This window comes from Lysobacter sp. N42, from assembly GCF_004344885.1.
The window spans coordinates 1-20,057 of sequence record NZ_SKFB01000035.1 but is presented as its reverse complement, the minus strand read 5'-3'; the positions used below and the strand labels follow the sequence as shown (position 1 = coordinate 20,057).

Sequence of the window (20,057 nt, the reverse complement as noted above, 5' to 3'; positions counted from 1 at the left end):
TGCGACGCAGCAGGCCCCGACGTAGAATGCGCACCCCCGCCCGCCACCCGGCGGGCGCATCGCATCTGGAGCAGACATGGGCCTGGACCTCGTACCCACCGGCAAGAACCCGCCGGACGAGATCAACGTCATCATCGAAATCCCCAAGGATTCCGAGCCGGTCAAGTACGAGGTCGACAAGGAATCCGGCGCCATCTTCGTGGACCGCATCCTGTCCACGCCGATGCGCTACCCCTGCAACTACGGCTACGTCCCGCACACGCTCTGCGGCGACGGCGATCCCGCCGACGTGCTGGTGATCCTGCCGCTTCCCCTCATCCCCGGCTCGGTGATCCGCGTGCGCCCGGTGGGCGTGCTGAAGATGTCCGACGAAGCCGGCTCCGACGAGAAGCTGCTCGCCGTGCCGGTCGACAAGATCTTCAGCGGCTACTCGCACATCCACGACCTGGAGCAGGTCTCCGCGCACTGGTGCGAGCGCATCGGCCACTTCTTCGAGCACTACAAGGATCTCGAGAAGGGCAAGTGGGTGAAGGTCGAGGGCTGGGGCGGCGCGGCGGAGGCCAAAGCCATCCTGGTCGACGCGATCAAGCGCTTCAACGATTCGAGCGACAAGCCGAACTACTGATCCGCCTGTGCCGGATACGCAAACGCAAAGGGCCGCCCGCAGGGCGGCCCTTTGCATTGGGGCACGAGGCTCCCGCTGGCAACGTCACGCCCGGTGGTAGACCTCCGCCCCCGCCGCGCGGAACTCGGCCGACTTCTCCGCCATGCCCTTCTCGATCTCGGCGACGGCCTCCGGGTGCTCCTTGGCGTAGTCGCGCACGTCCTGGGTGATCTTCATCGAGCAGAAGTGCGGGCCGCACATCGAGCAGAAATGCGCGACCTTGTGCGCCTGCTTGGGCAGCGTCTCGTCGTGGTACTCGCGGGCGCGCTCGGGGTCGAGGCCGAGGTTGAACTGGTCCTCCCAGCGGAACTCGAAGCGCGCCTTGCTCATCGCGTTGTCGCGCGCCTGCGCGCCGGGGTGGCCCTTGGCGAGGTCGGCCGCGTGCGCGGCGATCTTGTAGGCCATCAGCCCTTCGCGAACGTCGTGCTTGTTCGGCAGGCCCAGGTGCTCCTTCGGCGTGACGTAGCAGAGCATCGCGGTGCCGAACCAGCCGATCATCGCGGCACCAATGGCGCTGGTGATGTGGTCGTAGCCGGGCGCGATGTCGGTGGTCAGCGGGCCGAGCGTGTAGAACGGCGCCTCGCCGCACTCGCGCAGCTGCTTGTCCATGTTCTCCTTGATCAGGTGCATCGGCACGTGGCCGGGGCCTTCGATCATGGTCTGCACGTCGTGTTTCCAGGCGATCTGCGTGAGTTCGCCGAGCGTCTCGAGCTCGCCGAACTGCGCGGCGTCGTTGGCATCGGCGATCGAACCCGGGCGCAGGCCGTCGCCGAGCGAGAAGGCCACGTCGTAGGCCTTCATGATTTCGCAGATTTCCTCGAAGTGCGTGTAGAGGAAATTCTCCTTGTGATGCGCGAGGCACCACTTCGCCATGATCGAGCCGCCGCGGCTCACGATGCCGGTCACGCGGCCCGCGGTGAGCGGCACGTAACGCAGCAGCACGCCGGCGTGGATCGTGAAGTAGTCCACGCCCTGTTCGGCCTGTTCGATCAGCGTGTCGCGGAAGATCTCCCAGGTGAGTTCCTCGGCGCGGCCGTCGACCTTCTCCAGCGCCTGGTAGATCGGCACCGTGCCGATCGGCACGGGCGAGTTGCGGATGATCCACTCGCGCGTCTCGTGGATGTGCTTGCCGGTCGAGAGGTCCATGACCGTGTCCGCACCCCAGCGGATCGACCAAACGAGCTTCTCGACTTCCTCGGCGATCCCCGACGACACCGCCGAATTGCCGATGTTCGCGTTGACCTTGGTCAGGAAGTTGCGGCCGATGATCATCGGCTCGCTCTCGGGGTGGTTGATGTTGTTGGGGATGATCGCGCGGCCGCGGGCGACCTCGTCGCGCACGAATTCGGGGGTGATCAGCTTCTGGATGTTGGCGCCGAAGGTCTCACCCGCGTGCTGCCTGAGCAGGTGCGCTTCGCGGATCGCCTCGATGCGCTGGTTCTCGCGGATCGCGATGAACTCCATCTCCGGCGTCACGATGCCCTTGCGGGCGTAGTGCATCTGGGTGACGTTCGCACCGCTCACCGCACGGCGCGGCAGCGCGCGGTTGCCGAAGCGGATGTGCGCGAGCTTCGGATCGTGCTCGCGCGCACGGCCGAACTCGGACGACAGGCCCGGCAGCACCTCGGTGTCGCCGCGCTCGGCGATCCACTGCGCGCGCAGCGCGGGCAGCCCGCGCGACAGGTCGATCGTGGCGTTCTCGTCCGTGTACGGGCCCGAACAGTCGTAGACGGTGAACGGCGCGTTCTCCTCGCCGCCGAACAGCGTGGCGGTGCGCGAGAGCGCGATCTCGCGCATGGGCACGCGGATGTCCGGGCGCGAGCCTTCGACGTGGATCTTCTTCGAGCCCGGGATGGGGCGGACGACGTCGGCCGAGAGCTTCTCGGCCTGCTGGAGGAGTTCGGTGGCGACTGCGTTCATTCGGATCGTCCGCTGCGTGGGTGGTCGAACGTCGGGCGTCGACGTTCGCGGCGAGCGGGCGGCGCATGGACGCACGGCGTCCTGCGAAGCTTCCCTACGTCGGTATCAACCGAATCAGGTTCGAAGGGACTCTCTCAACCGGCCCGGCCGGTACCCCCGCTTCGGGGCCCATTTGACCATGCGCCGGCGCGGCGGGCCAGCGGGCGCACCCGCGGCGATAATCGCGATCCGCCACGGAGCCCGACATGCCCGATCACCCCGTCGTTCCCACCGCCACCGCCATCGCGCCCGCCGGCGTGGGCAACATCGGCGTGGGCTTCGACCTGCTCGGCCACACCATCGAGGGCCCGCGCGACCGCGCCACCGTGCGGCGCGTGGCCACGCCGGGCGTGCGGGTGGTGGCGGTGCGGGGCGACGGCGAGGCCGTCTCGCGCATTCCGCTGGACCCCGCCCGCAATACCGCGGGGCTGGCGCTGCGCGCCTTCGCCGACGGTCTCGCCCTGCCCTTCGGCTTCGAGGTCGAGCTCGACAAGGGCATTCCCATCGGCGCCGGCCTGGGCGGGTCGGCGGCGTCGTGCGTCGCGGCGCTGGTGGCGGCCAACGCGCTGCTCGACCGCCCCCTGCCGCGCGAGGCGCTGTATCCCTACGCGATCGAGGGCGAGTTCGCCTCCAGCCAGAGCCGCCAGGGCGACAACGTCGGGCCGATGCTGCTGGGCGGCATCACCCTGGCCACGCTGACCCGGCTGCTTCCGCTGCCGGTGCCGGACTGGCTGCACTGCGTGGTCGTGCATCCCGACCAGCTGCTCGAGACGCGGCGGGCGCGGGAAGTGCTGAAGGATCCCTACCCGCTGTCGACCGTGGTGCGCCATGGCGCGCACCTGGCGCTGTTCGTGACGGGCCTGGAGCGCGGCGATCCCGACCTGATCCGCGAAGGCCTGCAGGACGTGCTCGTGGAACCGCGGCGCGCCGAACTCGTGCCGGGCTTCGACGCGGTGAAGTCGGCCGCGGTGGCCCATGGCGCGATCGGCGCCAGCCTGTCGGGCGCCGGGCCCAGCGTGTTCGCCTGGTTCACCTCGCGCGCCGCGGCCGAGGCCGCCGCGCCGGCGATGCAGGCAGGCTTCACCGCGGCCGGCTACGGCTCGCGGGCCTGGGTGTCGAAGGTGGACGGGCCGCGCGCCGAGTTGTCCTGGGTGTGGCGGGAAGGCTAGGGTCGGCGAATGCGACCGCTTCTCCTCGCCGTTCTCGCCATTGCCGGTTGCGCCGGCACCCCTGCGCGCGCGCCGCAGGACGCCTTCTTCCAGCGCCTGTCCGCGCTCTGCGGCCAGGCGTTCGCCGGCCGGGTCGTCGCCGACAGCCCGGCGCCCACGGGCACCGACCCGTTCCGCGAAGGGCCCCTGGTCATGCACGTGCGCGAGTGCACGGGCGATACGCTGCGCATCCCCTTCCATGTGGGTGGCGACCGCTCGCGCACGTGGGTGATCACGCGCACGCCCGACGGGCTGCGACTCAAGCATGACCACCGGCACGAGGACGGCACGGCCGACGCGCTGACGCAGTACGGCGGCGACACGCGCGACGCCGGCACTGCGGCCCGCCAGGAATTTCCCGTCGACGCCGAATCGCGCGCGATGTTCCTCTCGCAGGGCCGCGCGGTGTCCGTCGAAAACGTCTGGGCACTGGAGGTCGAGCCCGGCCGCGCGTTCGTCTACGAACTCGCGCGCCCGGGCCGGCTGTTCCGCGTGGAGTTCGACCTCGCCACGCCGGTTCCGCCGCCGCCCGCGCCGTGGGGCGCGGGCGACTGAGCATCAGCCCGCGCGCGCGTCCGCGGGCACCCTGACGCGGAACCACGCCGCGTAGAGCGCGGGCAGGAACAGCAGCGTGAGCGCCGTGGCCACGGTCAGGCCACCCATGATCGCCACCGCCATCGGGCCGAAGAACGCGCTGCGCGAGAGCGGGATCATCGCCAGGATCGCCGCGAGCGCGGTCAGCACGATCGGGCGGAAGCGGCGCACGGTGGCCTCGACGATGGCTTCCCAGGCCTCGCGGCCGTCGTGACGGTCCTGCTCGATCTGGTCGACCAGGATCACCGAGTTGCGCATGATCATGCCGGCCAGCGCGATCGTGCCGAGCATGGCCACGAAGCCGAACGGCACGCGGAACACCAGCAGGAACAGCGTCACGCCGATCAGGCCCAGCGGCGCGGTCAGGAACACCATGATCGAGCGCGAGAAGCTGCGCAGCTGCAGCATCAGCAGGGTGAACACGGCGAAGACGAACAGCGGCATGCCCGCCTTGATCGAGTTCTGCCCGCGCGCCGAGTCCTCCACCGTGCCGCCGATCTCGATCGAGTAGCCCTCCGGCAGCGAGGCGCGGATGGCGTCGAGGGTCGGGTCGATCTGCGCGGTGACCGTCGGCGGCTGCGTGCCGTCGAGGATGTCCGCGCGCACGGTCATGGTCGGGCGGCGGTCGCGGTGCCAGATGATGCCGTCCTCGAAGCCGTACTCCAGCGTGGCCACCTGCGTGATCGGCACGCTGCGCCCGCTCGCCGTGGGCACCATCAGGTTGCGCAGCGCTTCGAGCTCGGTGCGCTCGCGCTCGGCGCCGCGCACCTGCATCTCGATCAGTTCGTTGCCCTCGCGGTAGGTGCCCACCGTGGAGCCGGACAGCGCACCCGACAGCGCCTGCGCGAGCTGGGCCGAGGTCACGCCCACCGCCCGCGCGCGCTCCTGGTCGATCTTCAGGCGCACCACCTTGCTGGGCTCGTCCCAGTCGAGGTTGACGTTGGCCACGTGCGGGTTGGCCAGCACCTTCTCGCGCACCTGGTAGGCGATCGCGCGCACCTGTTCGATGTGCTCGCCGGAAACGCGGAACTGCACCGGATAGCCGACCGGCGGGCCGTTCTCCAGCCGCGTCACGCGCAGCTGCACGTCGGGAAACCGCGGGAAGACCTCGTCGATCAGCCATGCGCGCACCGCCTCGCGTTGCTCCACGCTGGCCGGCATGAGGACGAACTGCGCGAAGTTGGCGGCGGGAAGCTGCTGGTCCAGCGGCAGGTAGAAGCGCGGCGACCCCGTGCCGACGTAGGCGACGTAGTTCGCCAGGTCCTTCCGCGTCGCGAGGATCTTCTCCATCTTCGCGGCCTGCGCGGCGGTCGCCTTGAGCGAGCTGCCCTCGGCCAGCTCCATGTCCACCATGAGCTCGGGGCGCGAGGAGTCGGGGAAGAACTGCTGGGGCACGAAGCGGAACAGCAGCACCGAGCCGACGAAGACCGCGACGGTGATCGCCACCACGGTCTTGCGGCGACGCACGCACCACAGCACCCAGGCACGGAAACGGCGGTAGAAGGCGGTCGAATAGGGGTCGTGCGGCACCCCGTCCTGCGGCGCGGGCATGGGCGCGATGAAATCGGCGAAGGCCGGATGCCGGTCGGCCAGGCGCAGCCGCCAGGCCTGCCAGCGCGCGCGCAGCGAACCGGGTGTCGGCGCCGGTGCATGGCCGCCATCGGGCAGCAGGCGGTCGCCCAGGTAGGGGATGAAGACGACGGCGGCGACCCACGACACCAGCAGCGCGATGGTCACCACCTGGAACAGCGAACGCGTGTACTCGCCCACGCTCGACTGGGCCGTGGCGATGGGCAGGAAGCCCGCCGCGGTGATCAGCGTGCCGGTGAGCATCGGGAACGCGGTGGACTCCCAGGCGAAGGCGGCGGCCTTCAGGCGCGAGTAGCCCTGCTCCATTTTGATCGCCATCATCTCGACGGCGATGATCGCGTCGTCCACCAGCAGGCCCAGTGCCAGCACCAGCGCGCCCAGCGAGATCTTGTGCAGGCCCACGCCGAAGTAGTCCATGACCGCGAAGGTCATGGCCAGCACCAGCGGGATCGACAGCGCGACCACGAGCCCGGTGCGCACGCCCAGCGAGAAGAAGCTCACCAGCAGCACGATCGCCACCGCCTCGGCGAGCACGCGCACGAACTCGCCGACCGAGGCTTCCACCGCCGCCGGCTGGTCGGAGACTTTGCGCAGTTCCATGCCGGCCGGCAGCGTGTCCTGCAGGCGCGCGAACTCCGCTTCGAGCGTCTTCCCCAACTTCAGGATGTCGCCGCCCTCGCGCATCGAGACGCCGATGCCGATGGCGTCCTCGCCCATGTAGCGCATGCGCGGCGCGGGCGGGTCGGCGAAGCCGCGTACGACGTTGGCGAGGTCGCCCAGGCGGAACGTGCGGTCGCCCACGCGCAGCGGGAAGGCGCGGATGTCGTCGACGCTGCCGAAGCGGCCGTCCACGCGCAGCGCGACGCGGCTGGACGCGGTTTCGAAGAAGCCCGCCGGCGCGACCGCGTTCTGCGCGTTGAGCGCGTCGAACACCGCCTGCGCCGGCACGCCCAAGGTGGCGAGCTTGGTGTTGTCGAGCTCGATCCAGATGCGCTCGTCCTGCACCCCGATCAGCTCGATCTTGCCGACGTCCGGCTGCTCCTGCAGGGCGAGCTGCACGCGCTCGGCATAGTCCTTGAGCACGGCGTAGTCGAAGCCCCGGCCCGTGAGCGCATAGATGTTGCCGAAGGTGTCGCCGAACTCGTCGTTGAAGAACGGGCCGACGATGTCGCGCGGCAGCGTGGGCCGGATGTCGCCCACCTTCTTGCGGACCTGGTACCAGAGGTCGGGCACGTCGGCCGACTTCATCGCATCGCGGGCGACGAAGATCACCTGCGACTCGCCCGGGCGCGAGTACGAGCGGATGGCCTCGTACTGCCCGGTCTCCATCAGCTTCTTCTCGATGCGGTCGGTGACCTGCGAGGCCACCTCGTCCGCGGTGGCGCCCGGCCACAGCGTGCGCACCACCATCACCTTGAAGGTGAACTTCGGATCCTCGCTGCGGCCGAGCGAGAGGTAGGACAGCGTGCCGGCGATCGCCAGCACGAGCATGGCGTAGACCACGAGGCTGCGATGGCGCAGCGCCCATTCGGAGAGGTTGAAGCGCATGGGGCGTGCTCGCAGCGGTTACGGGCGGACGGGGCGGTTCTCGCGGTCGACCGGGGCGACCTTCATCCCCTCGCGCAGCAGGTGCGCGCCGGCGGCCACCACCCAGTCGGACGACGACAGGCCCGAGAGCACGGGCACGCTCGCGCTGCCGAAGGGGCCGGTGCGCACGGGCCGCAGCCGCAGCGTCGACGTCTTCGGATCGAGCACGAAGACGGCCGGGCCGGCGGGGCCACGCTGCACGGCGGCGAGCGGCACGGCGAGCGGGCCGGCGGCGGCGCCGTCGAGGAACACGCGCGCGCTCTGTCCGAGCTCGACGCCCGCGGCCCCGTCGCCGAGCGTGGCGCGCACGGCGTACGTGCGCGTGGCCGGATCGGCCGCGGGGGCGACCTCGCGCACGCGCGCGGGAAGCCGCAGGCCGGGCCGCGACCACAGCTCCACCTGCACCGCTTGGCCGGGGCGGATCGCGCGCACGGCGTTCTCGGCGACGGCGAAGGCGACTTCGCGCCCGCCGTCGGCGGCCAGCTGGAACACAGGCTGGCCGGCTGCCACGACTTGCCCGGCCTCGGCCTGCCGCGCCGCGATCACGCCGTCGCGCGGGGCGCGCAGCTGCGTGTAGGCGGCCTGGTTGCGCGCCACGACCAGCGCCGCGCGCGCGGCGTTGACCTCGCCCTGCGCGGCGGCGGCGGCGGCGTTCTGCGCATCGACGGCCGAACGGCTGACCAGCTGGTCGCGGCCGAGCGTGGCCAGCCGCGCCTGGTCGGCCCGCGCGCGCCGAAGCTGGGCCTCGGCGGCGACCAGGCGCGCCTGCGCCGCGCGGGCCTGGGCCTGCAGGTCACCCGGATCCAGCACGGCCAGCAGCTCGCCGCGGCGCACGCGGTCGCCCACGTCCACCCGCCGCTCGACGAGCGCGCCGCCGACACGGAAGGCCAGCGTGCTCTCCTCGCGGGCGCGGATCTCGCCGGCGTAGGCATCGGCGACCCCCGGCGCGACGCCCGGCTGCACGACCATGACCGGGCGCGGGCGCGGCGGCGGGGCCTGTTCGCGGGCACAGGCGGCGAGCAGCAGGAGCAGCACGGCGCCGGCGGCGGCACGGCGTAGCGGTCGGACGGGCATGGAAGTCTCAGCGGTAATTAATGAACCGGCTGGTACTGTAAAATTACCGAACGCATCGGTCCAGTATTTCCGCTAAGCTGCCCGACCAATGGTCCCGCCCCGCCCCCGTCGCACCGCCGACCCCGCTCCCGCGGCCGGCCCCGGCCGCCCCAAGGACCTGGGAAAGCGCGCCGCCATCCTCGATGCCGCCAAGCGCCTGTTCACGGCGCAGGGCTACGAGGGCGTGAGCATGGATGCCATCGCCAACGAAGCCGGCGTCTCCAAGCTCACCGTCTACAGCCACTTCGGCGACAAGGACGCGCTGTTCGCCGAAGCGGTCAAGGCCCACTGCGAGCGCGGCGTGCCCCCCACGCTGCTGGAAGACCGCCCGCAGCAGCCCGTGCGCGAGCGCCTGACCGAGATCGCCACCGCGTTCTACGCGATGATCTCCGCGCCCGAGGCCATCGCCGGCCAGCGCATGCTCTGCAGCCCACAGGTGATGGATACCGCGCTTCCGCAGTTGTTCTGGGAAGCCGGCCCGCGCCGCGTGCAGGACGGCCTGAAGACGCTGCTGGATGCGCGCGTGGCCGCGGGCGACCTCGACATTCCCGACACCGGCCTCGCCGCCTCGCAGTTCTTCACCCTGCTCAAGGGCGAGCCGCATGCGCGGATGGTCTTCGGCTGCGGTTGCAGCGGCGATCCGGACATGACGCCCGAGGCGCACGTGCGCGCCTGCATCGACATGTTCCTGCGCGCCTACGGGGTGCGCGGATGAGCCGGGTCAACGGGCAGCTGCCCCCGCGCGTTGGCGGGCGCGGTGCCGGCACTCACGGTTACTTCCGGCACTCGGTCGGCCTTCACGCCGGCGGCGATCCTGTCGCTGCGGGGTCTGCGACCGGCCTGCAGTCCGCCGCCCGGTAGAATCGCGGCCTTTCCCCAGACCCTTCCGACGATGACGCACGATCACGCCCACGCCCGCGAACACATGGTGGAACAGCAGATCCGGCCCTGGGACGTGCTCGACCCGCGCGTGCTCGCCGTGCTGGCCGACATGCCGCGCGAACGCTTCGTCGCGCCCGCCTACGAAGGCGTCGCCTATGCCGACGTCGCACTTCCGCTCGGCCATGGCGAGCTCATGCTCAAGCCGGTGCTGGCGGGCCGCGCGCTGCAGGCGCTGCTGCCCACCGAGACGGACGAGGTGCTGGAGATCGGCACCGGCAGCGGCTATGTCACCGCCTGCCTGGCGCGCCTGGCGCGCGAGGTGGTGAGCCTGGACCGCCATGCGGACTTCGTGCAGGCGGCGCGTGCGCGCCTGGAGTCCCTCGGTATCGCCAACGTGCGCTTCGAGGCCGCCGACGTGTTCGCCTGGCGCTGCGATCGCCGCTTCGACGCGATCTGCGTCAACGGCGCCGTGGATGCGATCCCCTCGCGCCTGCTGGAACTGCTCAAGCCCGGCGGCCGCATGTTCATCGTGCGTGGCCGTGCGCCGGCGATGGAGGCGGTGCTGGTGCGCAACGAAGGGCCCGCGCCGCGCATCGAATCGCTGTTCGAAACCGACATCCCCTACCTCGCCGGCGCCGCGCCGGTGCCGACCTTCCACCTGTAACGCGAGTCCCTCGCACGGCTCGACCGAGCCGCCACCGAACGGCCTCCAGGACCGACCCGATGATCCGCCGACCGCTCGCCTTCGCCCTTGCCCTCGCCCTGCTGCCCGCCGCCGCGCCGGCGGCCGACCTCCTGCAGGTCTACCAGCTCGCGCGCGAAGGCGATCCCCAGCTCTCCGCCGCCGAGGGCGGCGCGCGTGCCACCCGCGAGGGCGCCGTGCAGGCCCGCGCGGCGATGTTGCCGCAGCTTGACGGCTCGGCCTCGCTGCAGCGTTCGCGCACCGAAGGCCCGGCCACGCAAACCCAGTTCGACCCGGCCACGGGCCAGCCGGTGCGCTTCACCGGCGACACCGAGAGCGATACGCGCACGCGCAACGTCGGCGTCAACCTGCAGCAGATGGTCTACGACCGCGCCCGCTTCACGCAGCTGGAGAGCCAGCGCGCGCTGGCCCGGGCTGCCGACTTCCAGGTGGAGGCGGCCGGCGACAACCTGATCACCCGCACCTCCGCGGCCTACTTCAACGTGCTGGTCGCACTGGAGACGCTGGAGGCGGCGAAGGCCGCCGAGGGAGCGCTGCGCAAGCAGTTCGAGTTCGCCTCCAAGCGCCTGGAGGTGGGCCTGGCGCCCATCACCGACGTGCACGAGGCCCGCGCGCAGTACGACAGCGCCCGTGCGAACACCATCGTGGCGCGCAACGCGGTCGAGGACGCCTACCAGGCGCTCGCGGAAATCACCGGGCAGCCGGTGACCAGCCTCAAGGCCCTGCCGGAGAACTTCCAGCCGGCGCTGCCGGAAACGCGCGACGTCGAAGGCTGGGTGGCCACAGCCATCGAGAACAACCCGGCGCTGCGCGCCCAGCAGGAGCGCCTGCAGTCGGCCGAGGCCGGCGTCGGCACCGCGCGCGCGGGCTACTGGCCGACGCTCTACCTCAACGGTTCCTTCGGTGACCGCCGCACCACCGGCGACAGTACCTTCAGCAGCCCGCTGCTGCCGGCCGCCGTGACCAATCCGATCGAGAACGAAAGCCGCGGCCCGTCGGTGGGCATCACCCTGTCGGTGCCGATCTTCAACGGCGGCGCCACCGCCTCGCGCGTGCGCCAGGCCATCGCCCAGCGCGACGTGGCGGCCGACGAGCTCGAGCAGCAGCGCCGCGCCCTGGTGCGCAACACCCGCAATGCCTACCAGACGCTGGTGGCCGGCATCAGCGAGGTCGAGGCCCGCCGCCTGGCCCTGGTGTCGGCGCGCTCGGCCTACGAGGCCTCGCAGGTCGGCCTGGAAGTCGGCACGCGCACCGTGCTGGACGTGCTCAACAACCAGCAGAACCTGTTCAACGCACAGCGCGCCTACGCGCAGGCCCGCTACAACTTCCTGCAGAACCGCCTGATCCTCGAGCAGGCCGCGGGCACGCTCGACGTCGAGGACGTGCAGGAGATCAACCGCCTGCTGACGGCGGAGGCGCCGCCGGTGCCGGCGCCGTAAGGCGGCCGACCCAGGCGTGCGCGAAGGCCGGCTCGATGCCGGCCTTTTTTTGTCGCCCGGCCACGCCGGTGGGCTCGCCTGTCGGCAGTCGCGTGGCCCGGGGGAGGCGAAGCGCGTCCGTGGCGGCGTCGTCCGCCCGGCCCGCAGCGCTCCGTGATGCGGCATCGGCCGAGCGACGCGGTGTCCTGCGGTGGCTTGCGTTGGTGGCTCGCGCCGGCGTTGCCGCCGGGCCGGGCTCTGCCGTGGCATGGCGGTTCGATGGTCGGGGCTGCGCTTCGCTTGCTGGGGCAGCAGGACCTCGCCGGGTTCCGGTTTAGACAGCTGCGGTCCGGGCTACGCCTGGCTTGCCCGGGCTACGGGGCCGGCGGGAGGTCGGGCTGGATCAGCGCCAGCGTGCGCTCCAGCGCGCCGCGTCCGGACTCGACCAGCGCCGCGGCCGCATCCGCCACCGCCGTGCGCCGCCGGGGGTCGGCGAGCAGCGCGCCCAGCAGCTGTTCCACCGCCTCCGCATCGCCACCGACCTCGAGCGCGCCCGCCTGCCGCAGGCGCTGCGAGATCTCGGCGAAATTGTGCAGGTGCGGCCCGGTCACGACGGGCGTGCGCGTGGCCGCGGGCTCGAGCAGGTTGTGCCCGCCCACCGGCTGCAGCGAGCCGCCGACGAAGGCCACGTCGGCGCAGGCATAGAACCACAGCAGCTCGCCCAGGGTGTCGACGACGAAGACATCGGTGTCCGCGTCGGGCCAGCGATCCTCCGAGCGTCGCCGCGTGCGTAGTCCGGCCGCGACGGCCTGGTCGACGGCCGCGCGGAAGCGCTCGGGATGGCGCGGCGCCCAGAACAGCAGCAGCCCGGGAAAACGCTCGCGCAGGCGCCGGTGCATGCGCAGCACGGCAGCCTCCTCGTCCGGATGCGTGCTGGCGGCGATCCAGGCGGGTCGCCCGGCGCGGCGGGCGCGGCATTCGGCGGCGACCTGTGCCAGCGTATCCGGCACGCGCGTGTCGTACTTGAGGTTGCCCGTCTCGACCACGCACCCGGGCAGGGCCCCCAGGGCCACGAAGCGGCGCGCATCGGCGTGGGACTGCGCGCCGACGCCGCGCACGGTCCGCAGGGCGCGGCGCACGATCGGTGCGAGCACGCGATAGCCACGCAGCGAGCGGGCCGAAAGGCGCGCGTTGAGCACGTACAGCGGCACGCCCGCGTCGCGGCAGCCGAACAGCAGGTTCGGCCACAGCTCGGTTTCCATCACCAGCACCGCATGCGGGCGGAAATGCCGCAGGAAGCGCGCCACCGCGCCCGGCAGGTCATAGGGCAGGTAGACGTGGTCGACGCGGTCGCCCCACAGCGCGCGCACGCGTTCGGAACCGGTGGGCGTGATGGTGGTGACGAGCAGGCGCAGGTCGGGCCGGCGCTCGAGCAGTGCCTCGACCAGCGGGATCGCCGCGTTGACCTCGCCCATCGAGACCGCATGCACCCACAGCACGCGCCGGGTGCGCGGTGGACCGAAGCCGGCATAGCGTTCGCTCCAGCGCTCGAAGTAGGCGGGCTGGCGGAAGCCGCGCCAGATCAGGTGGTAGACGGTCACCGGCGTGAGCAGGTACAGCACCGCCGAGTAGGCGATGCGCAGCAGGCGCTCGGCGAGCTCGGGGCGATGCGGCATCAGTACGGTGGCGCCATGCCGTCGGGGCGCCGCTTGAAGCGGCGATGGATCCACAGGTACTGCGTCGGTGCCTCGCGCACCATCGCCTCGATCGACGCGTTGACGCGCGCGCTGTCGGCGGCCGCGTCCTTCGAGGGGAAATCCGCCAGCGGCTCGCCGATGCGCAGCACGTAGCGCCCGCCCTCGCGGCGGTGGAAGAACGGCACCACCGCGCAGCCCGTCAGCCGCGCGAACTGATGGGTGGCGGTGATCGTCGCCGCCGGCACGCCGAAGAACGGCGCGAACACGGTGTCCTTGCCGCGCATGTCCTGGTCCGGCGCGTACCAGAGGAAGCCGCCCTGCTTGAGGTGGCGCATCGCGGGCCGGATGTCCTCGTTGGTGAACATGGCGGCCGCATAGCGCAGGCGGCCACGCTTGACCGCCCACTCCATCACCGGATCGCGGTAGCGGCGATACATGCCGGCCAGGGGCACGTGGTCGCAGAGCAGGCGCCCGCACATCTCCAGCGTCATGAAGTGGCCCGAGACCATCAGCACCCCGCGGCCCTGCGCCTCGAGCGCGCGCAGGATGTCGAGGTTCTCGATGACGACGTCGCGCCGCATGGGCGCCGCATCGCCCCACCAGGCGCGCGCGAACTCGAACAGGCCGATGCCGAAGTCGCGGAAGCTGTCGCGCAGCAGGCGCTCGCGGGCGGCCTCGTCGAGCCCGGGAAAACACAGCCGCAGGTTGACGCGCGCGGCGTGGCGACGGCTGCCGGCGAGCATGAAGGCGAGCCTGCCGACCAGCCGGCCCAGCGCACGCTGCAGCCCCCAGGGCAGGCGCCCCATCGCGACCAGCAGCCCGACCGCGCACCACATGGGCCAGTGCCGTACGCCGCGCGGCGGCGCGCCCGGCGAGGTCGGTGTCGCAGCGGCCCCGCTCATCGCGCCGGGGCCTCCGTGGCCACCGGGCGGTCGCGGTCGAGCAGGCTGCCGGCGTACAAGGCAGCGAGCATCAGCGTCAGACCGCCCCAGAAGGTCGAATAGAACGCCAGGTGCGTGTTGAACGGAAACACGGTGACGGCGAGCGCGAGCATCGCGGGCCGGGCCTGCAGCCGCGAGCGCGCGTCCGCATAGCGCCAGGCGCGCCAGGCCAGCGCGGCGCCCGCGAGCCAGAGCAGCAGGCCGAAGCCACCCGTCTCGCTGGCGACCTCGAGCACGATCTGGTGCGCGTGCAGCGCCGGGCCCTCGCCCCATTCGGCCTTCTCGCCGGGCTGCGGATCGCAGGCCGGGAAGGCCTCGCGGAAGCCGCGCGCGCCCACGCCGTTGACCGGGTGCTCGCGCGCCATGCAGACCGCCGCGCTCCAGATGCGGCTGCGGCCCGAGAGCGCCGAGTCCACCCCCTCCTCGCTCACGGCCAGGGCCTGCGTGGTGCGCTCGATGCGTTCGCGCACGGCAGGCAGCGTGGCGGCGAGCACGCCCAGCGCGATGGCACCGAAGGCGAAGACGCCGAGCAGCCGCTTCCAGCCCAGGAGGCGCCAACCGGAAAACAGCAGCACCAGGCCGTAGGTGATCCAGGACGCACGCGAGCCGGCGAGCACGATGGCCATGCCCAGCGCCGCGGCGGCGAACAGCCAGCCCCCCGCACGGAAGCGCTGGGCGGCCAGGTGCAGCACGAACGGCGACAGGCTGGCCAGCACCTGCCCGAGCTTGGGGTTGCAGTCGCTGAAGACGCCGGTGATGCGGCCGAAGGCATGGGCTTCGTCGGCCGGACACAGCGGCTTGCCCGTCAGCCCCTGCTTGGCCGTGTCCAGCGCCGCCTGCAGTGCACTGGTGCCGCTGGCGGCCTGCAGCAGGGCGTCGAAGCACCAGATCGCGGCGATGATCGCCAGCCCCTGGAAGGTGCGCCTGCGTGCATCGGCGTTCGCCACCGACGCCGCCACCAGCCACAGGAACGGCAGGTAGCGCAGGTCGACCGCGGCCTCGCGCAAGGCGCGCGGCACGTCCACCGCATCCAGCGCGGACACCAGCTCGGGCAGCCAGTAGGCCGCGAACAGCACGCTGGTGAGCGCCCAGGCTTCGCGGCTGAGCAGGCGGGTGCCGCCGGCGAAGCGCGCCTGCACCAGCAGCCAGATCGCGACCAGCGCGCCGAGCGTCATCACGCCCTCGGCCACGCCCTTGGTCGGCCACAGCGCCACGTAGGCCAGCACCCAGGCGGGCGCCCAGCGCCAGCCGTGGCGGGCGTCAGGGACGGGCGAGTTCGGCGTAGACGGCAAGCGTGGCCTCCTGCATGGCCTGCAGAGTCTGGGGAATCGTAGCGGGCGGCTGCGGAGGCCGTGCGAGCAGCGCGCGCGCCGCGGCATGCAGCGCATCGGCATCGAACGGCGCGACCGCGCCCTCGGCCTGCAGGCGCGACAGGAGCTCGCCGACGCCGCCGTGCGCCCAGCCCAGCACGGGCCGACCGACCGACAGCGCCTCCACCACCGTGCGCCCAAAGGCCTCGGGCTTGCGCGAGAGCTGCAGCACGAGATCGCTGGCCGCGTACGCCCGCGCGATGGCATCGGTGGGTGGGGTGAACGCCACGGCCTGCGCGATGCCCAGTGCGGCGGCCTCGCGCTCGAGCTCGGCGATGTAGGCCTCGCGCCCGGCCTCGCGCGCGCCGGGCAGCCACAGGCGGGCATCGATCCCGTCCGCGCGCAGGCGCGCCAGCAGCGCGAGCCCGTCGGCATGGCCCTTGAGCCGCGTGCCGCGGCCGGGCAGCAACAGCAGCGGCCCCGCGCCCTCGAGGGCGGGATGCTGCGATGCCGCCCAGGCACGGGCATCGGTGTCGGGATGCGCACGCCGCGGGAACGCCGCGGGGTCGATTCCGCGCTCGATCACGCGCAGCCTGGCCACGTCGGTGGCCGGGTAATAGCGCAGCACGTAGTCGCGCACCGTGGCCGAGACGCAGATCACCCGCTCACCGCGCGTCATCACCGCGCTGTAGCGCGAGGGGGAATTCAGTCCGTGCACGGTGGTGACGAAGCGTGGCCGCGTGGCCGCGTCCATGCCGCGCAGCGCCAGCAGGCCGATCCACGCCGGTAGCCGCGAGCGCGCGTGCACCAGGTCGACGCGCTCGCGCGCGAGCAGCGCGCGCAGGGGGCGGACGGTGGCGAAGCTGCGCAGCGACTTGCGGCCGATGTCCAGCTCGACGTGCTCGGCGCCCAGCGCGACCAGGCGCGGCACCAGGCGGCCGCCTCTGGACACCACGATCGCGCGGTGCCCCGCGGCGACCAGCGCCTGCGCGATCTCCAGCGTGGAGCGCTCCACGCCGCCCGATTCCAGCGCGGGCAGCAGCTGGACGACGGTCAGCCGACGCATCGGCTCAGCCGGCCCTGCGGCTGCGGCTCAACCTTCCAGCACGAAGTGCGCGCCGCAGTAGGGGCACTGCACCTCGCGCTCGGCCTCGATGGGCAGGTAGACGCGCGGATGCGAGTTCCACAGCGCCATCGACGGCAGCGGGCAGCTCAGCGGCAGGTCGGCGCGGCCCACGACGTAGCGGCGCTCGGCATTCGCAGGCGAAGCGTTCTGCGGGGAGGCGGTGCGGTCGGATGCGGTCATGGCGGCGACGTGCGAACGGCTGGCCGCGCAGTCTACCAGCGGCGGCGTGGCGGCCGGCTGGGGGCTCAGTCGCGCGGCAGGTCGAACAGCAGCAGCCACGCGCCGTCCGGGCCGGCGGTGAGGTCCAGCGCGCCGCCTTCGTCGATGAAGCCCAGCGCATCGCCCGCGGCCAGCGCACGCGGCGTGGTGATGCCCCCCCGCGCCAGCTGCAGCCAGTAGCGGCGCGCCGGGTCCAGCCGGGTCGAGGCCTGCATGCCCGGCTGCAGGCACACCTGCAGCAGGCGCGCGTCCTGGCGGATGGCCAGGCTGCCGTCGGCGCCATCGGGCGAGAGCAGCGTCGCCCAACCGCCCGCGGCGTCGTCCTCGCGCGGCGCGCGCTGCGCGTAGCCGGGCGCGGTGTTGACGCGGTCGGGCTGGATCCAGATCTGCAGGAAGTGCACCGGCTCGGTGGCCGATGCGTTGTACTCGGAGTGCTGCACGCCCCGGCCCGCGCTCATGAGCTGCAGCTCGCCGGGGCCGATCGTGCCGCCGCCGCCCGTGCTGTCGCGGTGCGCGAGCGCACCGTCCAGCACCAGGCTCACGATCTCCATGTTCGCGTGGCCGTGCGGCGCGAAGCCGCCGCCGCCGGCCACGCGGTCCTCGTTGATCACCCGCAGCGGGCCGAAGCCCATCCACTGCGGGTCGTAATACTGGCCGAACGAGAACGTGTGCCGGCTGTCGAGCCAGCCGCCGTGACGGGCATGGCCGCGCGCGTCGGACGGGCGCTCGACGATCATCGCTCAGCCCCCGGCCTTGGGCGCCGAGGCCTCGGTGGTGATGCGGATGCGCACCTCGTCGCTCACCGCAGGCACGGCGTAGGCGATGCCGAAATCGCTGCGCCTGATCGTGGTGGTGGCGTCGAAGCCGATCGTCGGCACCTTCTTCATCGGATGCTCGCCCACCTTGTTGAGGGTGACGTCGAGCACCGCGGGCTTGGTGACGCCCTTGACGGTGAGCTCGCCGGTGACGCGCAGCCGGCCCTCGCCCGCGGGCTCCACCTTCGTGCTGCGGAAGGTGATGGTGGGGTACTTCTCCGCGTCGAACAGGTCGGCGCTGCGCAGGTGCCTGTCGAAGGCCTCGACGTGCGAGTTCATGCCCGACAGCGGGATCGTGACCTCCACCTTCGACGCGCCCACGTTCTGCGCGTCATAGGTGATCGTGCCGTCGACCTGGCCGAAGTGCGCGATCGGGTTGGAGAAGCCCAGGTGGCTCCAGCTGGCGATGACGTCGGTGTGCGTCGGATCGATCCTGTAGGCGACGGGCGCGGCCACGGCGGCCACGCTTGCGGCGGCCAGTGCGGTGGCGAGGGCGATGCGCTTGAACATGGCGGTCTCCGCGGGGCGGTCAGAGGATGCGCGCGGCTTCGTCGAACGGAAGGCGCGGGGAACGGGGGAAGATCTGCGAAGCGTCGCCCTGGCCGAGGTTGACCAGGAAGTTGGAGCGGATGCGCGTGCCAGCGAAGAACTCGGCGTCGACCTTCGCATTGTCGAAGCCCGACATCGGGCCGGTATCCAGGCCGAGCGCGCGCGCGGCGAGGATGAGGTAGGCCCCCTGCAGCGAGCCGTTGCGCAGCGCGGCGACCTCGAGCTGGTCCTCGGGCTTGGTGTCGAACCAGCTCCTGGCATCGGTATGCGGGAACAGGTAGGGCAGCTTCTCGAAGAAGGCCAGGTCGTGGCCGATGATCACGGTGACCGGCGCGGCCATGGTCTTCTCGCGGTTGCCTTCGTCGAGCGCGGGCTCGAGCCGCTTCTTGGCCTCGGGCGACTTCACGAACACGAAGCGCGCGGGCGACATGTTGGCCGAGGTCGGGCCCATCTTCACCAGCTCGTAGAGCGCATGCAGCGTGTCGTCGCCCACCTCGCCGGTGAGGCGGTTGTGCGTGCGCGCGGTGCGGAACAGCTGGTCGAGTGCGTCCTGCGGCAGCGGCTGCGGCATCGCGTGTCTCCGGTATCGACAAGGGCCCGCAGTGTAGAGTCTGCCCCCGCGAGGGCGCCGTCGCCGCCCCGGAACGGATCGATCCGACCCGTGCAACGTTCTGCGCCGACCCGCAGCCGGGTCCTCACCGACGGTCATGCCGGCAACCTGCGCCAGGCGCGTGCGCTGGCCGACGCGCTTGGCCTGCCCACGCGCTCGACCACGCTGGCCCCGCGCGCGCCATGGCGGTGGGCCGCGCCCCGACGGCTTCCCGGCAGCGAGGCGGCCTTCGGCGATGCGCTCGAGGGCATCGATCCGGCCACGCTCGCCATCGGCTGCGGGCGGCAGGCCGCGCTGGCCACGCGCCTGCTGCGCGAACGCGGCGTTCCGGCGGTGCAGATCCTCGATCCGCGCATCGACCCGCGCCACTGGGACGCCGTCGTGGTGCCCGAGCACGACCGCCTGCGCGGCGCCAACGTGATCACGCTGCTGGGCAGCCTGAACCCGGTCGGCGATGCCTGGCTCGCGGCGGCGCGCGCGGCCTTCGCCGAACTCGGCGCCCTGCCCGGCCCGCGCACGGCGCTGCTGGTCGGCGGTTCGACGCCGCACCTGCGCCTGGGCCTGCGCGAGTTCGAGCGCTGGCTGGCGACGGTGCGTCACGCGATCGAGCGCGACGGCGGCAGCGTGCTGGCCACCACGTCGCGGCGCACGCCGGCCGCGTTCGTCGATGCGATGCGACGGCGCCTCGCGGGCCTGCCCGGGCTGGTGTGGACCGGCTCGGTCGATGGCCGCAACCCGTACGCCGCGTTGCTGGGCTGGGCCGACCGCATCGTCTGCACGGCCGACTCGGTGAACATGCTGTCCGAGGCCGCGGCCACGCCCGCGCCGCTGTACGTGGCCGGCACCGCAGGCATCCGCGGCCGGCCCGGGCGCTTCGTGCAGGCGCTGGCCGCGCGCGGGCGCATCCGCGCGCTCGACGACACGCTTACCCCCTTCGACGTCGTGCCGCTGCGCGAGACCGCGCGGGTGGCCGCGCAAGTGCGCGCGCGCCTGGCCTAGGCCGAATCGACATTCAAGCGATCCACAGAGGCATGGCGGCAAGGTAGAGAAAGGCCAGGAAGTTGGCGGGGTT

18 protein-coding genes and 1 riboswitch are annotated in these 20,057 nt (G+C 72.1%); of the genes, 7 read left to right on the top strand and 11 right to left on the bottom strand.

The window, feature by feature from the left end; all coding sequences use genetic code 11:
• Window positions 1-76: 76 nt before the first annotated feature.
• A complete protein-coding gene (ppa, locus tag EYQ95_RS21960; protein WP_132330560.1) occupies window positions 77-625 on the top strand; it encodes an inorganic diphosphatase in 549 nt (182 codons plus the stop codon).
• An 84-nt stretch (window positions 626-709) separates the two neighbouring features.
• On the opposite strand, the gene thiC is transcribed toward ppa, so the two are convergent.
• Window positions 710-2,584, bottom strand: a complete 1,875-nt coding sequence (thiC, locus tag EYQ95_RS21955) for a phosphomethylpyrimidine synthase ThiC (protein ID WP_132330558.1) — start codon at window positions 2,582-2,584, stop codon at window positions 710-712.
• A gap of 73 nt (window positions 2,585-2,657) precedes the next feature.
• A riboswitch (TPP riboswitch) is annotated at window positions 2,658-2,752 on the bottom strand.
• A 77-nt stretch (window positions 2,753-2,829) separates the two neighbouring features.
• Between thiC and EYQ95_RS21950 the strand changes: the two genes are divergently transcribed.
• Window positions 2,830-3,792, top strand: a complete 963-nt coding sequence (locus EYQ95_RS21950; protein ID WP_132330556.1) for a homoserine kinase — start codon at window positions 2,830-2,832, stop codon at window positions 3,790-3,792.
• A 9-nt stretch (window positions 3,793-3,801) separates the two neighbouring features.
• Window positions 3,802-4,386, top strand: coding sequence for a hypothetical protein (locus tag EYQ95_RS21945; protein ID WP_132330554.1), 585 nt, complete (start codon window positions 3,802-3,804; stop codon window positions 4,384-4,386).
• Window positions 4,387-4,389: 3 nt separating this feature from the next.
• Here EYQ95_RS21945 and EYQ95_RS21940 read toward each other — a convergent pair whose 3' ends face one another.
• Both EYQ95_RS21940 and EYQ95_RS21935 read right to left on the bottom strand, forming a co-directional pair.
• Window positions 4,390-7,563, bottom strand: a complete 3,174-nt coding sequence (locus tag EYQ95_RS21940) for an efflux RND transporter permease subunit (RefSeq protein ID WP_132330552.1) — start codon at window positions 7,561-7,563, stop codon at window positions 4,390-4,392.
• Between the two features lie 18 nt (window positions 7,564-7,581).
• Window positions 7,582-8,676, bottom strand: coding sequence for an efflux RND transporter periplasmic adaptor subunit (locus EYQ95_RS21935; RefSeq protein ID WP_132330550.1), 1,095 nt, complete (start codon window positions 8,674-8,676; stop codon window positions 7,582-7,584).
• An 88-nt stretch (window positions 8,677-8,764) separates the two neighbouring features.
• On the opposite strand from EYQ95_RS21935, the gene EYQ95_RS21930 reads away from it, so the two are divergent.
• The 3 genes from EYQ95_RS21930 (at window position 8,765) to EYQ95_RS21920 (ending at window position 11,739) form a co-directional block, all read left to right on the top strand.
• A complete protein-coding gene (locus tag EYQ95_RS21930; RefSeq protein WP_132330548.1) occupies window positions 8,765-9,430 on the top strand; it encodes a TetR/AcrR family transcriptional regulator in 666 nt (221 codons plus the stop codon).
• Window positions 9,431-9,607: 177 nt separating this feature from the next.
• The gene (locus tag EYQ95_RS21925) at window positions 9,608-10,261 is read left to right on the top strand and encodes a protein-L-isoaspartate O-methyltransferase (protein WP_132330546.1); all 654 of its coding nucleotides are present in this window, start codon (window positions 9,608-9,610) and stop codon (window positions 10,259-10,261) included.
• Between the two features lie 59 nt (window positions 10,262-10,320).
• Entirely contained in the window at window positions 10,321-11,739 is a 1,419-nt protein-coding gene (locus EYQ95_RS21920) for a TolC family outer membrane protein (protein ID WP_132330544.1), read from the top strand.
• A gap of 353 nt (window positions 11,740-12,092) precedes the next feature.
• Here EYQ95_RS21920 and waaA read toward each other — a convergent pair whose 3' ends face one another.
• From waaA to EYQ95_RS21880, 8 genes are all read right to left on the bottom strand, one after another.
• On the bottom strand, window positions 12,093-13,394 hold the full coding sequence (waaA, locus tag EYQ95_RS21915) for a lipid IV(A) 3-deoxy-D-manno-octulosonic acid transferase (protein ID WP_132330542.1): 1,302 nt from the start codon (window positions 13,392-13,394) through the stop codon (window positions 12,093-12,095).
• Entirely contained in the window at window positions 13,394-14,317 is a 924-nt protein-coding gene (lpxL, locus tag EYQ95_RS21910) for an LpxL/LpxP family Kdo(2)-lipid IV(A) lauroyl/palmitoleoyl acyltransferase (RefSeq protein WP_165924820.1), read from the bottom strand. The genes waaA and lpxL overlap by 1 nt, the downstream gene beginning before the upstream one ends.
• On the bottom strand, window positions 14,314-15,648 hold the full coding sequence (locus EYQ95_RS21905; protein ID WP_243700036.1) for an O-antigen ligase: 1,335 nt from the start codon (window positions 15,646-15,648) through the stop codon (window positions 14,314-14,316). Before EYQ95_RS21905 ends, lpxL begins: the two co-directional genes overlap by 4 nt.
• Window positions 15,617-16,732 (bottom strand): glycosyltransferase, encoded by a 1,116-nt coding sequence (locus tag EYQ95_RS21900; RefSeq protein WP_132330540.1) that lies wholly within the window; start codon window positions 16,730-16,732, stop codon window positions 15,617-15,619. Before EYQ95_RS21900 ends, EYQ95_RS21905 begins: the two co-directional genes overlap by 32 nt.
• Before the next feature lie 27 nt (window positions 16,733-16,759).
• The gene (locus EYQ95_RS21895; RefSeq protein ID WP_132330538.1) at window positions 16,760-16,972 is read right to left on the bottom strand and encodes a zinc-finger domain-containing protein; all 213 of its coding nucleotides are present in this window, start codon (window positions 16,970-16,972) and stop codon (window positions 16,760-16,762) included.
• A 65-nt stretch (window positions 16,973-17,037) separates the two neighbouring features.
• On the bottom strand, window positions 17,038-17,748 hold the full coding sequence (locus EYQ95_RS21890; RefSeq protein WP_132330536.1) for a pirin family protein: 711 nt from the start codon (window positions 17,746-17,748) through the stop codon (window positions 17,038-17,040).
• 3 nt (window positions 17,749-17,751) lie between these two features.
• Window positions 17,752-18,336 carry a YceI family protein gene (locus tag EYQ95_RS21885; RefSeq protein WP_132330534.1) on the bottom strand — a complete coding sequence of 195 codons (585 nt, stop codon included), beginning with the start codon at window positions 18,334-18,336 and terminating at the stop codon, window positions 17,752-17,754.
• A gap of 19 nt (window positions 18,337-18,355) precedes the next feature.
• Window positions 18,356-18,946, bottom strand: coding sequence for a malonic semialdehyde reductase (locus EYQ95_RS21880; RefSeq protein ID WP_132330532.1), 591 nt, complete (start codon window positions 18,944-18,946; stop codon window positions 18,356-18,358).
• Between the two features lie 90 nt (window positions 18,947-19,036).
• Here EYQ95_RS21880 and EYQ95_RS21875 point away from each other — a divergent pair, with 90 nt between their 5' ends.
• Window positions 19,037-19,984, top strand: a complete 948-nt coding sequence (locus tag EYQ95_RS21875; RefSeq protein ID WP_243700035.1) for a mitochondrial fission ELM1 family protein — start codon at window positions 19,037-19,039, stop codon at window positions 19,982-19,984.
• Window positions 19,985-20,057: the final 73 nt, after the last annotated feature.

Coding starts and splice junctions, on each gene's coding strand:
- ppa (WP_132330560.1), top strand. CDS start 77: ATGGGCCTGGACCTCGTACCCACCGGCAAGAACCCGCCGGACGAGATC.
- thiC (WP_132330558.1), bottom strand. CDS start 2,584: ATGAACGCAGTCGCCACCGAACTCCTCCAGCAGGCCGAGAAGCTCTCG.
- EYQ95_RS21950 (WP_132330556.1), top strand. CDS start 2,830: ATGCCCGATCACCCCGTCGTTCCCACCGCCACCGCCATCGCGCCCGCC.
- EYQ95_RS21945 (WP_132330554.1), top strand. CDS start 3,802: ATGCGACCGCTTCTCCTCGCCGTTCTCGCCATTGCCGGTTGCGCCGGC.
- EYQ95_RS21940 (WP_132330552.1), bottom strand. CDS start 7,563: ATGCGCTTCAACCTCTCCGAATGGGCGCTGCGCCATCGCAGCCTCGTG.
- EYQ95_RS21935 (WP_132330550.1), bottom strand. CDS start 8,676: ATGCCCGTCCGACCGCTACGCCGTGCCGCCGCCGGCGCCGTGCTGCTC.
- EYQ95_RS21930 (WP_132330548.1), top strand. CDS start 8,765: ATGGTCCCGCCCCGCCCCCGTCGCACCGCCGACCCCGCTCCCGCGGCC.
- EYQ95_RS21925 (WP_132330546.1), top strand. CDS start 9,608: ATGACGCACGATCACGCCCACGCCCGCGAACACATGGTGGAACAGCAG.
- EYQ95_RS21920 (WP_132330544.1), top strand. CDS start 10,321: ATGATCCGCCGACCGCTCGCCTTCGCCCTTGCCCTCGCCCTGCTGCCC.
- waaA (WP_132330542.1), bottom strand. CDS start 13,394: ATGCCGCATCGCCCCGAGCTCGCCGAGCGCCTGCTGCGCATCGCCTAC.
- lpxL (WP_165924820.1), bottom strand. CDS start 14,317: ATGAGCGGGGCCGCTGCGACACCGACCTCGCCGGGCGCGCCGCCGCGC.
- EYQ95_RS21900 (WP_132330540.1), bottom strand. CDS start 16,732: ATGCGTCGGCTGACCGTCGTCCAGCTGCTGCCCGCGCTGGAATCGGGC.
- EYQ95_RS21895 (WP_132330538.1), bottom strand. CDS start 16,972: ATGACCGCATCCGACCGCACCGCCTCCCCGCAGAACGCTTCGCCTGCG.
- EYQ95_RS21890 (WP_132330536.1), bottom strand. CDS start 17,748: ATGATCGTCGAGCGCCCGTCCGACGCGCGCGGCCATGCCCGTCACGGC.
- EYQ95_RS21885 (WP_132330534.1), bottom strand. CDS start 18,336: ATGTTCAAGCGCATCGCCCTCGCCACCGCACTGGCCGCCGCAAGCGTG.
- EYQ95_RS21880 (WP_132330532.1), bottom strand. CDS start 18,946: ATGCCGCAGCCGCTGCCGCAGGACGCACTCGACCAGCTGTTCCGCACC.